Below are 14,481 nucleotides of genomic sequence, written 5' to 3'. Positions count from 1 at the left end.
TCCTAACGTGCCGATGCGGGACGTCTGTTGGCCGATGGGTCGACGTACGGCCGCGACTCCCGAAGGGCCTCAGCCATGCCTTCATCCCCGGAATCCGACCGTCCTTTCGACGAATCCCCCGAGGAGACCCGACGCAAGGAGCGGGAGCTGGCCGAAGCCGAGGTCAAGTTGGCGCGCCGACAGCGGATAGTGAACCGGCTACGGATCCTGCAAATGATCTTCTCGCTGGTCGAACTCGCGACGGGCAACCCGGCTTACCGATGGGCGGCCAGGTGCGCCCAGTGGGCCATGGAACGCTTCCGGGACTCCGAGTGATGTGAGGTAGAGCATGAGCGAGGGCAGTGTCGATGGACCGTTTCCGATGCCGGTTTCCCGGGAGGATCAAGAGGCGTGGATCAAGGCCGTGCTAGCGACCGAGGGGGTGAATCTGCCCCGTGGTGCCCTGGAGAACCTCGCCCCCTTCATCGTTGAGCCCAATGACATGCTGAGCGAGCCCGACGCCCACGGTGTGCGCACACTCAAGGCGAGCGCAGTCCGGCGCATCCACACAGACGCCGGTGACCTCGTCGTCGCCGTCGTCCGAATGCACGGCGTCGGCGGTGTGCAGTGGGGACACAACGAACGGATCAGCTCGATCTGGCGCTCCGTCGCGGATCCGACGGTTGGTCGGGAGACCGAGAGGACCTTGGCTTCGGTCCGGCCGTGGATGGGCGTCGACGACGATGGACGCACGAAGTGTTTCGCCGCGCTGGAAAGCGACGTGGCCAACCGGCGCACGTTGATCATGAACGCTGAGGACGCGGCGGACGAATTGAAGAAGCGAGACCGCCTCCGCCCTTACGACCTCGAGGAAGACCTCGTCCTCAACGGACAACAGGAACCCGGGATGTACGTTCCTCAGCAGGTGAGGATCGAGGAGAACCCGGAGAGGGACTCTGACGGCAACCCGGTTTATCCGTCCGCCTATTGGGGATGGATGGCAGTTCGAGGCAACAACCGTACACAAAAACGACAATCGATTTTTCGTTTGACATCCGGTGAAGTGCTAGCCGGTGTCCCAGCGGAGAAACTGGAGCGGGAGGGGGACGAGGTAATCTGCGACCCCCGTGACTGGCTCCCTGAATTCTCCGCCGTACTCAACAGGGAGTTCGCGGAGACGGGCGGCGGCAAACCGGATCCGACAAGCGGCTCACGGGCGCAACGTGCCGCGGCCATCGCCGTAGTGGACGCGCATCTGGTGATCGGCACCCCCACTCCGCAGCGGCTCTACCGCATCGTGCAGATGAACAACCGGCGCGATCACGTCCACCCTCCGCTGGAGTTCGACGCCCTCGACCGCTCGCGTGCGCTAGGGCGGAGCGTTCTCGGGATGTACGTGGCGCAACAGGTTATGGACGAGAAAACGGCAGAGGTCCTTTCCGGGCTCGCGCCGGTCCGTGAACTCTCTGACGCTTCAGCGGACATGACGGTCTCCGAGCTCCGAGACCTGCGCTCCATGAGGTTGATGCAGGAACTGTTTCCGGTGGATCCGCGCAAGCGTCATCTACTGCGGCGCGCGCTCAGCGAGAACCCACCATCCCAGCTCAAGTCGGGGGAAATCAACCAGCGGGCGCGCACGTGGTCCGCGCTGACCTCCGAGAGCTACCCGACACCATGGAACCCACGCGTGGGCGAGGTCTTCTCAACCCGGGCCCGGGAGGGAATCGTCCTCTCCGGGCGCAGGCTGCCAGATCTGCTCGCCACCGCGGACACCGATGACGACTCCTTCGACGAACTGGTGTCCTATCGGGCGGCGCACTGGTTGGCCTTCTTCGGCATCATCGAGGCCGACCGAGGCTCACTCGATGGCCAGGAGGCGATCGGCGACGCAGGGGAACGAATTCGCCGATCTCGCAGGACCGTCATGAACTGCCTGCAGGCCCTGAGGTACGAGAAGAGCCGGATGATGGCAGTCGGCGTACTAAAGTCGCTGGCCGCAGCCATGGACGACGGAGACCGGCGGCCCTGGCGCGTCAGCAGCTCCGGCAAGGAGATGGTGGGGCGGGAGATGACACCGCTCTGGTTCGACAGCGAATTCCCCAAGGACACCGGTACCCGGCCCCGCAAGACTGCAAATTCTGCACCGCCATTGATCACGACGGTGACGGTGCCCGGCCCCCTCCCTTCGCCTGAACTGCCCGGGCTCTCATCCATGACATCAACGTCCTCACCCGTGACATCAGCCCCTGTACAACCCGCGCCGCAGCCCGCCCCTGCAGTCTCAGCCCAGTCCGAAGCGCCCGCCACCGATGAAACCGACGGAGCTGATAGCTCCGCACCCTCCCCCGAGGAACCCCTCAACCTTGAGACACTAGTGACCCGTGTCGAAGAACGGATCCGTGGCCTGCACGCGGCCTCCGCCGAAATCGGAGAACTCCTCGGCCACCTAGCGGACCAGAGCCGGGCGGCGTCTGTCACCCAGCCCATCGGCCGGCAGCAGGCCGATAGGACCGTGCGCCTCCTGAACCAGACACTATCCAAGCTGCGCAGACTGCCGGAACTCATGGAGGAGATGACGGAACCCGTCTGACGCGGTTCGTCCGGCAGGTCCGACGCACGGGATGCCCATCGCCTGCCAACTGGCCGCGGACCAGAGCCGCGCTTCCTTAGTACTCCAGCCGGACTTCTGTATTTCTGCTGGTCAACAGCCTGGCGGTGGGGAGTGTGGCGGGGGTGCGGCTGGAGTACTAAGAAGGCTGGGAGAGCTACCTCCATCGCCCGGGAGGCGCGTGCCGATGGTTCATGCAGGGCGGAGGGTGCCTGTGGTCATCACCCGCGGTCGGCCCGATGCACGGCCTGGAAGCACGAGGCGGCGAGCGGCGCACGGGCGAGGTCCCATTACACCCAACTGACCGCCTGACCAGCCCGAATTACGCAACAAGTCTCCACCTCGACCAAAGCCATAGGGGTACCTCGGCTCGGTGCGCCGCCATCAAAGCTACGAGGCAATATCCAACTGGGCGACGTCCGGCGTGCCGAACAGGTCGTCGAAGTGACGGGCTCCCTGTGTGGAGATCAGAACGTATGGGGCGCCTGATCCCGCGATGCTGTGCGGACCTTTCTGTCCCGCGACGAGGACATCGTACGGCGAACGCGCATCAAGGCCATCGAAGACGTAGTAGACCGGGAGCTGCGTCCAGGCAACGAGCTGCAAATGCGCAACCACCGCAGCCCGTTCGACAGCGTGCCGCCCCGTCTGCCTGCTGGTCATCCCACCCTTGCAGTCGATCAGTACGAGGTCCTTGGCTTTCGCCGCAATGAGATCCGGGAACCATCGGATGGAACTGCCGGTCTTCCTGAGCGCGCATTGAAGCGCCCGGCTCAGCTGCCCTTGTCCCCAGAAGTCGACTTCCCACCCTCGCCCGGCGAGTTGCTCAGCGACGTACCGCTCATGCGCGTCACCTATTGCTTTCCGCTGCTGAAAGCTCGTCATGGATGCAGTGTGGCCCGCCAAGCAAAGTAGGTAACCCTTCGTGGATTGAACCTAGCCAGTCCCATTCAGTCTCAGCAGTTCTCACTGTGTACGCGTCAGTCCGTGGACGTCCGGCTACGTCCGCAGACGTTCACCGCAACTTGGCCGAAATTCGGGAGCGCAGCCGCACTATCTACCGCTGGCCCCGCCTCAAAGCGTCTCCGCCCCTCAGTAGCCGTGACGCCCCTGCATGGTTCCAGGGGACCGTTCCGGACTGCGGCAGCTGCCAACCGCCGCGAGTAGAGCCCCCGCCGACACCTGCCCGGCCGGGGCCTCAGTGACCCACCACGTGTCACGTTGCTGTCACCAACACCATCGATACACCTGGACCACAAAGGCCCCACCTGCATGAAGAGCAGCGACATAGACCACGTAGACGCCAGAAGACGGTTCCGCCTACCTGTGCCATGTGGTACCACGGCCCACTCGCTAACACCACGTACCACTCATCAAGATCCGGACCAGGTGCGGACCGAATCAGCCTGGCACTCGACGTTTCCACTCTTTGTCGCAGGTCAGGAGCGAGGTCAGGCGTGTACCACCAGCAGACGAAGAATCTGCTGGTGTCGTACTCCCCGAAGAAGCTCGGCTTCTTCTAGACAGCTAGACAGCAAAAAAAGGGCGCCTGACCAAGGCAGAACCCGGTCAGGCGCCCTGTCGGCCCCTGACTGCCGGTCAGTACGGGCCAGTCGTGCCTCTCGTCCATTCCATCCGGCCCTTCAGAAGGAAATTCGGTCCCGCGCCGTTCACACCCTGGACATCGGCGACGACCTGCGCGGATGCCGTCCGGTGGGATCGTATGCCGTGGGCCGGCGAGTGTGTTCGAAAGCGCGCACAGTTGCGCATGATCTCGGCCGGTCCGGCACCAGATCCGAAATGGCTCGAGCAACGGCGAGGAATCGATGAACCCGAGCGAGGCTGACCGCGCTGAACAGGCGGTCGCCGAACGCGACGCCAAGACCGCGGCCGAGGTCAAGCCGCTGTTCGACACCCCGCAGACGGCCGCGGCGGGGGTGGCAATGTGGATCTTCGTCGTCGGCCCGCCGATCTGCCTGATCGCCGCGGCGCCGTTCGTGTGGGGATGGGGCCTGTTGTCCGCGCTGGACGTCGGCATGGCGGTGGTCGCCTACCTCGTGTCCGGCTTCGGACTCACGGTCGGTTATCACCGCCTCTTCACGCATCGCTCGTTCAAGGCACGGCGGGGTCTGCGGATCGCCCTGGCCGTCGCGGGTTCGCTGGGTGTCGAGGGTTCACCGGTCCAGTGGGTGGCGAACCACCGCCGTCATCACGCCTTCGCCGACCGAGAGGACGACCCGCACTCGCCCTGGCGCTACGGGACGGACACCCGCGCGCTGCTCAAGGGGCTTGTCCACGCTCACATCGGGTGGATGCTGAAGCGCGAGCTGAGCAACCGTGCCAGGTTCGCGCCCGACATCGCCGCCGATCCCGACCTGCGGCTCGTCGGTCGGCTCTTCGGGCTGCTGACCGCCGTCTCGCTCTTGTCTCCGGCACTGGTCGGCGGGCTCGTCACCGGCACCTGGACCGGCGCGCTGAGCGGGTTCCTCTGGGCCGGCGTGATCCGGATGGCGCTGCTGCACCACGTCACATGGTCGGTGAACTCGGTCTGCCACGTTGCGGGCAAACGTCCGTTCATCAGTCGGGACAAGGCCACCAACTTCTGGCCGCTCGCGCTGCTGTCCTTCGGCGAGAGCTGGCACAACTCACATCACGCCGACCCCACGGGTGCGCGCCACGGCGTCCTGCCGGGCCAGCTCGACCCGTCGGCCCGCCTCATCTGGGTGTTCGAGAAGCTGCGCTGAGTCCATGACGTGCGCTGGCCGAGCGAAGACCGCCTCAATGCCCGACTGCTCCCCGAAGCGGCCGGCCCGTACCCGCCCGCGGTCTGACACCCCTCACGAGGCGGCGAGAACAGCACTCCACGACCCGCACGGGCACGCCGACGGCCGGCAGGGCGGTCGGTGCTGCGCTGGCACGCACGGCTCATCGCATGGAAGTGGACCTACCCCTTCCGTCGTCCAGGCCGACCGCGACACCAGCGGCCCTAGCCCCAAGGGGTCGCGCCCATGAACGCCGGTCCGGTCGGCCCAAGGCGACCGGATACAGCGCGCGAGGCGGCAGCCTGGTCAGGGAGGGGAAGCGTGACCGACACCAGCAACACCCGGCCCGCCGAGGTCGTTACGAAGACGACCCCGGCCAGGGCCTCGCGGTCACCGCCCGGCGCCGGCCCCCGCCCTGCGGGCGCTTCACTTCCGTCGACGGCACCACCCGTCGGAACAGCACCCGTCGGAACAGCACCCATAATTCGTCCGCTTGCCGCACCCGCCGGTTCTGCGGTCGGCGCAACATGAGCGCCTCGTCACGAAGTTCCGGCTGAGGGCAAATCGGCATACAGGTTGAAGGAGGACCGCATATCGGATCATCCTTGACTCCATGAGTATCATCCCGACCTCCTTCGATGTGCCCGCCATGGGCGACTACGCCTACGACTGGGCCTTGGTTGATGTGGAGACGTCGGGACTCATGGCCCGGCGAGACCGGGTACTGTCCGTCGCGGTGATCACGGTCGGTCCGGACGGTGAGCAGACCGGGGAGTTCTCGACGCTGCTCAATCCGGGCTGCGATCCGGGGCCGGTGAAGGTCCACGGGCTGACCGTCGAGCGGCTGCAGGGCGCGCCGACGTTCGACCAGGTCGCCGGGCGGATCGGAGCGATGCTTCAGGACCGGGTTCTGGTCGCCCACAATGCCCAGTTCGACTACGACTTCCTGGCCCACGAGTTCGCCCGTGCGCGGACGTGGCTGCCGGTGTCGCAGCGGCTGTGCACCCTGGCGCTGAATCGTCAGGTGGATCCGCCGACCGGCGACATGAAGCTCGGCACCCTCGCCGCCCACTACGGCATCCCCCAACAGCGTGCTCACGATGCGCTGGACGACACCCGTGTACTGGCCGGGATCCTGCGGGCGTCACTGCGCGAGGCAGCGCAGCTCGATCTGCCCTTGCCGCTGGTGGCCTGCCCGCCCCGGGCAGAAACGCAGTTCACGCCGAAGCCGCCGAAGGCCCCCTGCGCCTACCGCAATCCGGGACGTCTGGCTCCCGGCGAGCCTCTCCAGCAGGGGATGAAGGTCGCGATCACCGGTGAGACCGCCCATGCCCGGGCGGAACTGGTCGGGCGGGCGGTCGCCGCCGGGCTGAACATGATGACCTCCGTCAGCCGGCACACCAGCGTGCTGGTCACCAATGAACCGGCGTCCGATTCGGCAAAGGCCCGACGCGCACTCGCCGAAGGCGTGCCGGTCATCGACGAGCACACCTTCCTGCGGCTGTTGGCCGACGTACGGCCAGGGACGGAGCATGAGGCGACGGCCGTCGCTGTCGCCCCCGCGGCTGAGCGGCAAGCCGAACCAGTCGTCGGGCCCATGGAGTTGGCACCCGCCACAACCTCTGCCGCACCCGTCCCGGAAGCCGCGGCCCTCCCCACGGTCGCCCCTGGTGCGCCGGTACCCGCGCCACGCCGGCCGGAGCCCTCCGCCGGCACCCTCGGCAAGCCTCTGGCGGGGCGTCGCGTGCTGGTGCTCGGTGGTGCCCATCCCGATGCCGCGGCGGCTCGTACCCGCATCGTCGAGCTGGGCGGGTCCGCGGCGGTCAACCTGTCGGCCAGTGTCACCGACGTCGTACTCCTGGAGGGAGGGCAGGGTGACCGGCGCATGCGCCGCATCACCGCCCTCGGACTCCCCGTGCACGACCACCACTGGCTCACCGCTCCGACCGCCACCGCCACCGCCCCGGCCGCGGCGGCGCTCCGGCCTCAGGAGCCGCATGTGATGCCGAGAGGCGGCGTCATCGACCTGCCCATGCCGCACGGCAGGCCCGCGCCGGAGTGGTATGTCACCGCCGGCTGGGCCCCGCAGACCGACTACGAGATCGACGTCGTCGCCTTCCTCCTCGACGATGACGAACAGGTCACCTGTGACGAGGACCTCATCTTCTACGGAGCTCCGGAGAGCCCCGCCGGAACCGCGCGACTGCTGACCGGCGGCCCTGCCGAACAGAGCATCGCCCTCAACCTGGCATCCCTGCCGCCCGCGACGCGCAAGGTCGTCATCGCCGCCGCCATCGACGGCGCCGCCACCTTCGGGACGGTCGGTGCGATCCAGGTCGGTGCCGCACCCGGGAGCAGCGGGGCACCTCTCGCCCGGGCGACTCTGGACGCCGCCACCACCGAACGCACCATGCTGCTCGCGGAGATCTACCGCAGGGGCCCGGTCTGGCGCCTGCGCGCCGTCGGCCAGGGCTACGACCACGGGCTGGACGCCCTCGCACGTGGATACGGGGTCGACATCGCCGAGTGAACGACGGTGCCGGAGGCGGAGGTCTGTGCGTCCCCCGGGCCTGGGTCAGGCCCGGCGACGCGGTGTGGGCGTGGAGCCAGGCGTGGTATCCCTAGAAGGTATGAACGCCAGCTCACGCGCCCAGTCGTTCGATGTGGCCGCGGCTCAGTACGCGGCAAGTCGGCCTTCTTACCCAGCCGCGCTCTTCGACCGCATCGAGGAGTTCGCAGAGTGCCGCCTGGCGGGTGCGCGGGTCGCCGACGTGGGCGCGGGCACCGGAATCGCCACCGTCCTGCTGCGAGAGCGGGGTGCCGAGGTGATCGCTGTCGAACCAGGTGCGGCCATGGCCGGTGAGTTCCACCAGGCGCTCCCGGGTCTGCCGATTGTGAGGGGCGATGGTAACGCTCTGCCGCTTGCCGAGGCTTCCTGTGACCTCATCACCTATGCGCAGTCCTGGCAGTGGACCGACCCCGGCCGGTCTGTCCCGGAGGCGTTGCGCGTCCTGCGAGGGGGCGGTGCGCTGGCGATCTGGTGGAACACCACGGCCTTCGACGTACCGTGGATCCGCGATCAGCACGAACGCATCGCGCACCACTGCGGGGTGGAGCCAAGGTCTGCGGTGCGGCCCCCGGACAGGGAGGCCATCCGGCTGGCGGGCCTGACGGGTCTGCGGGTCGCGCGCCGTCAAGTGCGCTGGAGCCGCACTGTCTCCCTGGACACGCACATCGCCAACATCGGCAGCCGCTCGGCATTCCTCGTCCTTGATGAGGCCGACCGTCATGCCTTTCTCGTCGATGAGCGGGAGCGGCTGGGCAAGGCTTTCCCCGGCGAGGAGGTGGAAGAGACCTACGTGGTTGATCTCCTGGTGGCACTCCGCCCCTGACGTTGCGCGGCGGCGGGGCGGGACGGTGCGGTGCGGTGCGGTGCGGTGCGGTGCGGTGCGGTGCGGTGCGGTGCGGTGCGGTGCGGTGCGGTGCGGTGCGGTGCGGTCGGTCAGGCTGCCGAGGCAAGGCTTATTCCCCGAAGAAGGTGGGCTTCTTCTGGACACCGAAGAAGGCATACGCCGCCGTCTCACAAGGCGGTATGGAACGCTTCCGCCGGCTTGCGAGTCTGCTCGTGGGAGTCGGCCATGGAAGCCTGATGCAGCGGCAGGAGTTCGGAAAATCCGCGAACACCGCGCCCGCTCCGGCCGAACGGTGCCCACGGCATAGGTCCCCGCGGAAACGGTGACGCTCACTCCTCCGCCTGAACGGGACGCATCGGCGCAGCTCCGCCTAAGGGCCCGCACCGCGCTGACCTGGGATGTGCAACTCCCAGAACCAGCACGTTAATTGGCTGCGCGCCCTAGCAGAGCCTGTCAGGCGGTGTACCTCATCGGGTCACCGCCCCGACGAGGTCGGCGGTGGCGTCCCACAGTCGGCCGGCCATGGCCTCGTCGAGACCGGCCTTGCCCTGTTGGCGCACGGCCGGGTCGCCCCGGAGGCCGCCCAGGCAGTCCGGCCCGACGTAGGAGTTGCCGGGGACGTCCTGGGTGGCGGCGTAGAGCAGCGACAGCGCTCCGCGCTCGGCGTCGTTGGTGAGGAACGTGAACCGGTTGATGACGTTCGACCGGGAGTGGGCGGCCAGAGAGGTGCGGGCGATGCCCGGGCTGGCGAGCACCGAGCGGACCGGGCTGCCGGCGGCGGTCAGCCGGCGCTGCAACTCCAGGGAGAACAGGACGACGGCAAGCTTCGACGCCTCGTAGGCACCCATCCCGTTGTACGTGCGGGTCCGCCAGTCGAGGTCGTTCAGGTCGATCTTGCCCTGCCGGTGAAGCTGGCTGGTGACGTGCACCACACGATCGGTGATGTGCTCGAGCAACAGGTTGGTCAGCAGGAAGGGACCGGAGTAGTTGGTGGCGGTCTGCACATCGAGGCCGTCGGCCGTGCGCGCGGCGGGGATGCCCATCACACCGGCGTTGTCGATCAGGATGTCGCGGTCGCCGGACCAGGCGTCGGCGAAGGCTCGCACCGAGGTCAGATCCGCCACGTCGAGCGGTCGGACCTCGAAGGTGCCGGGCAGGCCGGCGACGGCGCCGTGGGTCTTGCCGGTGTCGCGTACGCCCAGCACGACGCGGGCCCCTGCGTTCGCGAGCTCACACGCCGCGATCAGGCCGAGGCCACGGCCGGCGCCAGTGATCACCACCGTCCGGCCGGTCAGGTCCGGAAGGTCAGCACGACCAGTTCCCCGACCAGGTGGTTTCGCTGATGCTCGCCTTCCTCCGCTCGGACGCCGCTCATGCCTAGGGCCGGCCTGGACCCGACGGCCGTGGTCGCGGCCGGTGCCGCCCTCGCCGACGAGGTGGGCATCGCCAACCTGACGATGGGTCTGCTGGCCGAGCGGGTGGGCGTGCGCACCCCGTCCCTGTACAAGCACGTGGGCGGCCAGGAAGACCTCAACCGGCGCATCGCGGCCCTGGCGTTGAGCGAGGCCGCCGACGCCGTCGGCGGCGCGGTCCAGTGGGTACGCGGGCCGCGACGCCCTGGCGGCCGCGGCACGCGCCTTCCGCGCCTTCGTCCTGGAGCACCCCGGCCGGTACGCCGCGACGATCGGCCTGGAACCCTCCGGCCCGGACGACCCGCTGGCCATCGCGAGTCAGCGGCTGCTCGACGCGTTCACGGCGGTCCTGCGCGGCTACGACATCGCGGAGTCCGACGTGGACCACGCCCTGCGCATGCTCCGCAGCCTCTGCCACGGCTTCGCCACGTTGCAGGCGGCGGGCGGCTTCCAGTGGAGCACCGACATCGACGAGAGCTTCGAGTGGCTGATCGCCTTCACCGACCGGGGCCTGCGCGCCAGGTGAGGGCGCTGCCCGGCCCCGGCCCCGTCGTATCAGGCCCGACGGGGCCGGCGAGCGCCATGTGCGGGGGTGCGCCGCGGGGCGGAGCCGCGCCGCTACATGAAGCACACCATCCGGTAGGTGGACCACCGCGCCGCGGCCTCGTCCGCGGGCATCGGCCGTACCCGGTCCAGGAGGCGCCCCTCGCCGTCCAGTCCGTAGGCGGCCAGGCCAGGCTCCTCGGCGTACACCCGCACCCCGGCGTCCAGCAGCCGCAGCACGTCACCGCGCGGATCGGTGAGCGTCTCGATCACTCGGTTGCCGAGCCGCAGCGGGGGCACATGGGCATCGCGCGCCGCATACGTCACGGCCTGGCCGCGCAGCAGGATGTCGATCCCGCCGAGCTGGCGGTGCAGTTCGAGCGCCAGGTACAGGGCGTCCGCGAACTGCTTCTCCACGGCGCCGCGGTAGGCGCGCTCCACGATGGCCAGCACCTGGGGCCGCTGCGGTGCGGCCGAGGGCAGGTCGGGACGGTCACGCATCTCACATCACCCCGACCATCAGCGTCTTGCCGGTCGCGGCGCTGTTCGCGGCGAACGTGGAGGGCCGGCGCAGCACGACCTCGGGCACATGATCGTGGACGCCCCGGTCCTCGCTGCAGAACTGGCAGCCGTACCAGTAGAGCTGGTCGGGGAAGGCCGCGAGCATGTCCTGGACGAGCGTGGCGGTCGTCGGATAGGAGGTGGTCCAGGAGGCGATGTTGCGCTGTTTGGCCGCGCCGAGCGCCTGCCGAGTGAGATGGGTGGCGTGGCCGCAGGTCCACACCTGCACCCGGCCACCGCGCTCCAGCATCGCCTGGACCAGCCGCAGCACGCTGGTGGTCTGGTCGGACTCATGCGGTGCGCCCATGAGGATCACCATGACGTCGGTGTACGGAACGGGACGGCCCATCAGTGCCACACCACTTTCACCGCCGGGTTGAGTACCGCCTCGGCCACCGCGCCCATATCGGTGCGGTGGGCCGCGGGCAGGAGTCCGGCGCTCGCGAGGCCCCGCTGGGCGAGCGAGAAGTCGTCCACCCAGACCCGGCCGCCGGCCCCGATGAAGGCCTCCAGTTCCGGTGAACGGCCCGGGACGGCCAAGGCCACGGCGTCCTGAATGAGGAACAGCACCACCGGATGGCCGAGCCGTGCCTGGGCCACCGCGTCACGCGGGAATCCCACCCCGCCCGGCACGGCCGCCGCCTGAGTCTCGATCAGCAGGAACCCTTCACGCACTGTGGTCATCGATTGCGCTCCCCCTCAAGTCGAGAATGCGGCAGACCGTGATGGTGAATCTTCCGCAGCCGCCCGCGGTGCACGGAAACCGCCCGAGGAATTCCCGGGCAATACGCCGATGAAAAGCCGCCGACGACCGGTCCCCGAGCATGACGAACATACGGGGAGGTCTGCGAGCTTCTCACATTTATCCGTGTCGGCCCCGGGAGTGCAACCCCCAGACAAGAAGTTGACAGCCGGCGCCAGCGGGAATCCGACACCGCACGACCCCTGATTGCTGGCCGATACACACACCGGAATCAATAATTACGCATGATCCGGAACTCCGGATTACGCAATTCCCTTCACGGTCAGGAGGCGAATCCTTCCGGCCCCGCCCCTGATCCGGGCGTTCCCTCTGATCATGCCGAAAGCCCTGGTCACGCCTGCCGCGCATGGCCCCGCGCAGTCCGCGGAATTCTTCATTTCGCCTCTACGGAATCATCCGTTACGCAATTGATTATTCGATGCGGGGTGTCCAGGCGTTGTCCCGCTGCCCAGGATGAGGGCTCAGCCGGACGGCGCATGATCCCAACCGTGGAATTGCTGATTCTGCCGCCGCTGTCCACCGCGTGTGGCCGGCGGACATCGATACCCGAGAGGCCCTGTGGTGGAGACCATCCGTGTCGAAGAACTGAGCAAGTCCTATGCGAAGACCCAGGCGCTGTCCGAGGTCGGATTCACGGCTCGGGCCGGGACCGTTCTGGGGCTGCTGGGCCCGAATGGATCCGGCAAGACCACCACGGTGCGCATTCTGTCCACCCTGATCCGCGCGGACAGCGGGCGGGCCTGGATCGACGGACACGACGTCATGGCGCAGCCGCACCTGGTGCGGGCGGCGATCGGTCTGACGGGCCAGTACGCGGCGGTGGACGACGAGTTGTCGGGGCAGCACAACCTGGAGCTGGTCGGCAGGCTGCTGGGCCTGTCCCGGGGGGCGGCGCGCGGCCGGGCCACCGAGTTGATCGAGCGGTTCCGGCTGGAGGACGCCGCGGGCCGGCTGGCGAAGACGTACTCCGGTGGCATGCGGCGCCGGCTGGACGTGGCGGCGAGCCTCGTCGGGCGGCCTCGGGTGCTGTTCCTGGACGAGCCGACGACCGGGCTGGACCCGCGCAGCCGCACCGAGGTCTGGACGCTGGTGCGCGAGCTGGTGGCGGACGGCGTGACGGTCCTGCTCACCACGCAGTACCTGGAGGAGGCGGACCACCTGGCGAACGATCTGGTGGTACTCGACCAGGGGCGCGTGGTGGCCACCGGCACCCCCACCGAACTCAAGGCCCGGGTCGGCGGCCTCGCCCTGCAGATGCGGGTGGCGGATCCGGCCCAGGGCGCGCAGGCCGCCGCGTACGTCGCCGAGGCGACGGGGGTGGAGCCGACCGTCGACGCGGACACCGGCCTGATCGACGCCGCCGTCGCGGATGTGACGGCGCTGCGGCGAGTGGCGGCGCGGCTGGAGGCGGAGGGGATCGGCTTCGTCGAGCTGGGGCTGCGTCAGGCCACTCTCGACGAGGTGTTCTTCGCGCTGACCGGCCGTACCGCCCAGCCCGCCGACCCCGTCCAGGACCCCGATCCGGCACCGGTCACGGCCGGGTCCGCCGAAAGGAAACCGCGATGAGCAGCGCCCAGCACAGCACCCCGGCCCAGCTCCCCGTCGACCCGGGCCGCGGGGCCCTGGTCAGCCATACGCTGATCCTCGCCGGACGCCATCTGACCAAGTTGCGCGCCTCGCCGCAGATCGTGGTGTTCAGTGTGTTGCAGCCGCTGATCATGATGCTGCTCTTCATGGTGCTGTTCGCCGGGGCGGTGTCCGGGAGCCAGTCGGCCTATCTGCAGTTCCTGCTGCCGGGGATGCTCGCGCAGAACGCGGCGTTCATGGTCACCACCGTGGGCCAGGCCATCAACAGTGATATCGACAAGGGGATCTTCGACCGGTTCCGGAGCCTGCCCATCGCCCGGCCCGCACCCCTGATCGCGCACATCCTCGGGGACCTGCCACGCCAGGCCGCCACCACGCTGACGCTGCTCGCCTTCGGCTTCTGCATCGGCTTCCGCGTCCACACCGATCCGCTCTCGGCGCTGCTGGCCGTGGCGTTGGTGCTGTTGGTGTCGTTCGCGTTCTCCTGGATCGCCCTGACGATAGGGCTGATCGCGGACAAGCCCGAGTCGGTCAACATGCTCGTGATGATCCTGCTGTTCCCGATGGCGTTCGGCAGCAACACGATGGTCGCGACCGACACCCTTCCCGGATGGCTCCAGGCCTGGGCGAAGGTCAATCCGGTGACCCATCTGACCGATGCCGTACGGGCCCTGCTCACCGGTCCGGCTTCGGATTCCGGTTCGGCTCTCGGCAGCACGCTGCTGGCCTCCGCGGTGATCCTCGCCCTCTTCGTACCGCTGGCCATCCGCGCCTTCACCCGCCGCCTGTAACCGGCCGTTCCACACCATTTCGTTCTTCCGGATCAGCCAGGTCCGAGCCACTGCAGAAGGGG

General features: G+C 68.3%; 12 protein-coding genes and 1 pseudogene. 8 read left to right on the top strand and 5 right to left on the bottom strand.

Annotated elements, in window-relative coordinates:
- Positions 1-75: 75 nt before the first annotated feature.
- Positions 76-315 (top strand): hypothetical protein, encoded by a 240-nt coding sequence (locus tag STRVI_RS14165; protein WP_014056336.1) that lies wholly within the window; start codon positions 76-78, stop codon positions 313-315.
- Positions 316-328: 13 nt separating this feature from the next.
- A complete protein-coding gene (locus STRVI_RS14160; protein ID WP_014056335.1) occupies positions 329-2,569 on the top strand; it encodes a hypothetical protein in 2,241 nt (746 codons plus the stop codon).
- A 408-nt stretch (positions 2,570-2,977) separates the two neighbouring features.
- Here STRVI_RS14160 and STRVI_RS54235 read toward each other — a convergent pair whose 3' ends face one another.
- Positions 2,978-3,472, bottom strand: a complete 495-nt coding sequence (locus STRVI_RS54235) for a hypothetical protein (RefSeq protein WP_014056334.1) — start codon at positions 3,470-3,472, stop codon at positions 2,978-2,980.
- Positions 3,473-4,413: 941 nt separating this feature from the next.
- Between STRVI_RS54235 and STRVI_RS14150 the strand changes: the two genes are divergently transcribed.
- The 3 genes from STRVI_RS14150 to STRVI_RS47060 all read left to right on the top strand — a co-directional run bounded on the left by STRVI_RS14150 (position 4,414) and on the right by STRVI_RS47060 (position 8,741).
- A complete protein-coding gene (locus STRVI_RS14150) occupies positions 4,414-5,331 on the top strand; it encodes an acyl-CoA desaturase (protein ID WP_014056333.1) in 918 nt (305 codons plus the stop codon).
- Positions 5,332-5,962: 631 nt separating this feature from the next.
- The gene (locus STRVI_RS14145) at positions 5,963-7,879 is read left to right on the top strand and encodes a TerD family protein (protein WP_014056332.1); all 1,917 of its coding nucleotides are present in this window, start codon (positions 5,963-5,965) and stop codon (positions 7,877-7,879) included.
- 100 nt (positions 7,880-7,979) lie between these two features.
- Positions 7,980-8,741: a class I SAM-dependent methyltransferase gene (locus STRVI_RS47060; RefSeq protein ID WP_078505242.1), complete on the top strand. Its 762-nt coding sequence runs from the start codon at positions 7,980-7,982 to the stop codon at positions 8,739-8,741.
- 488 nt (positions 8,742-9,229) lie between these two features.
- On the opposite strand, the gene STRVI_RS14135 is transcribed toward STRVI_RS47060, so the two are convergent.
- Entirely contained in the window at positions 9,230-10,039 is an 810-nt protein-coding gene (locus STRVI_RS14135) for an SDR family NAD(P)-dependent oxidoreductase (protein ID WP_014056330.1), read from the bottom strand.
- 126 nt (positions 10,040-10,165) lie between these two features.
- On the opposite strand from STRVI_RS14135, the pseudogene STRVI_RS14130 reads away from it, so the two are divergent.
- Positions 10,166-10,700: pseudogene (locus tag STRVI_RS14130) on the top strand (TetR/AcrR family transcriptional regulator).
- A 92-nt stretch (positions 10,701-10,792) separates the two neighbouring features.
- On the opposite strand, the gene STRVI_RS14125 reads toward STRVI_RS14130, so the two are convergent.
- From STRVI_RS14125 to STRVI_RS14115, 3 genes are read right to left on the bottom strand one after another with little or no spacing between them, the layout of a single operon-like run.
- Positions 10,793-11,218, bottom strand: a complete 426-nt coding sequence (locus STRVI_RS14125; RefSeq protein ID WP_014056329.1) for a hypothetical protein — start codon at positions 11,216-11,218, stop codon at positions 10,793-10,795.
- Between the two features lies 1 nt (position 11,219).
- The gene (locus STRVI_RS14120; RefSeq protein WP_014056328.1) at positions 11,220-11,627 is read right to left on the bottom strand and encodes a hypothetical protein; all 408 of its coding nucleotides are present in this window, start codon (positions 11,625-11,627) and stop codon (positions 11,220-11,222) included.
- A complete protein-coding gene (locus STRVI_RS14115; protein ID WP_014056327.1) occupies positions 11,627-11,962 on the bottom strand; it encodes a DsrE family protein in 336 nt (111 codons plus the stop codon). Before STRVI_RS14115 ends, STRVI_RS14120 begins: the two co-directional genes overlap by 1 nt.
- A gap of 640 nt (positions 11,963-12,602) precedes the next feature.
- Here STRVI_RS14115 and STRVI_RS14110 point away from each other — a divergent pair.
- Both STRVI_RS14110 and STRVI_RS14105 read left to right on the top strand, forming a co-directional pair.
- Entirely contained in the window at positions 12,603-13,607 is a 1,005-nt protein-coding gene (locus tag STRVI_RS14110; protein WP_014056326.1) for an ATP-binding cassette domain-containing protein, read from the top strand.
- A complete protein-coding gene (locus tag STRVI_RS14105; protein ID WP_014056325.1) occupies positions 13,604-14,419 on the top strand; it encodes an ABC transporter permease in 816 nt (271 codons plus the stop codon). The genes STRVI_RS14110 and STRVI_RS14105 overlap by 4 nt, the downstream gene beginning before the upstream one ends.
- The last annotated feature ends 62 nt before the right edge of the window (positions 14,420-14,481 follow it).

It is taken from the genome of Streptomyces violaceusniger Tu 4113 (assembly GCF_000147815.2).
Taxonomy (GTDB): Bacteria; Actinomycetota; Actinomycetes; order Streptomycetales; family Streptomycetaceae; genus Streptomyces; species Streptomyces violaceusniger_A.
This window is presented reverse-complemented; position numbering and strand designations above follow the sequence as displayed.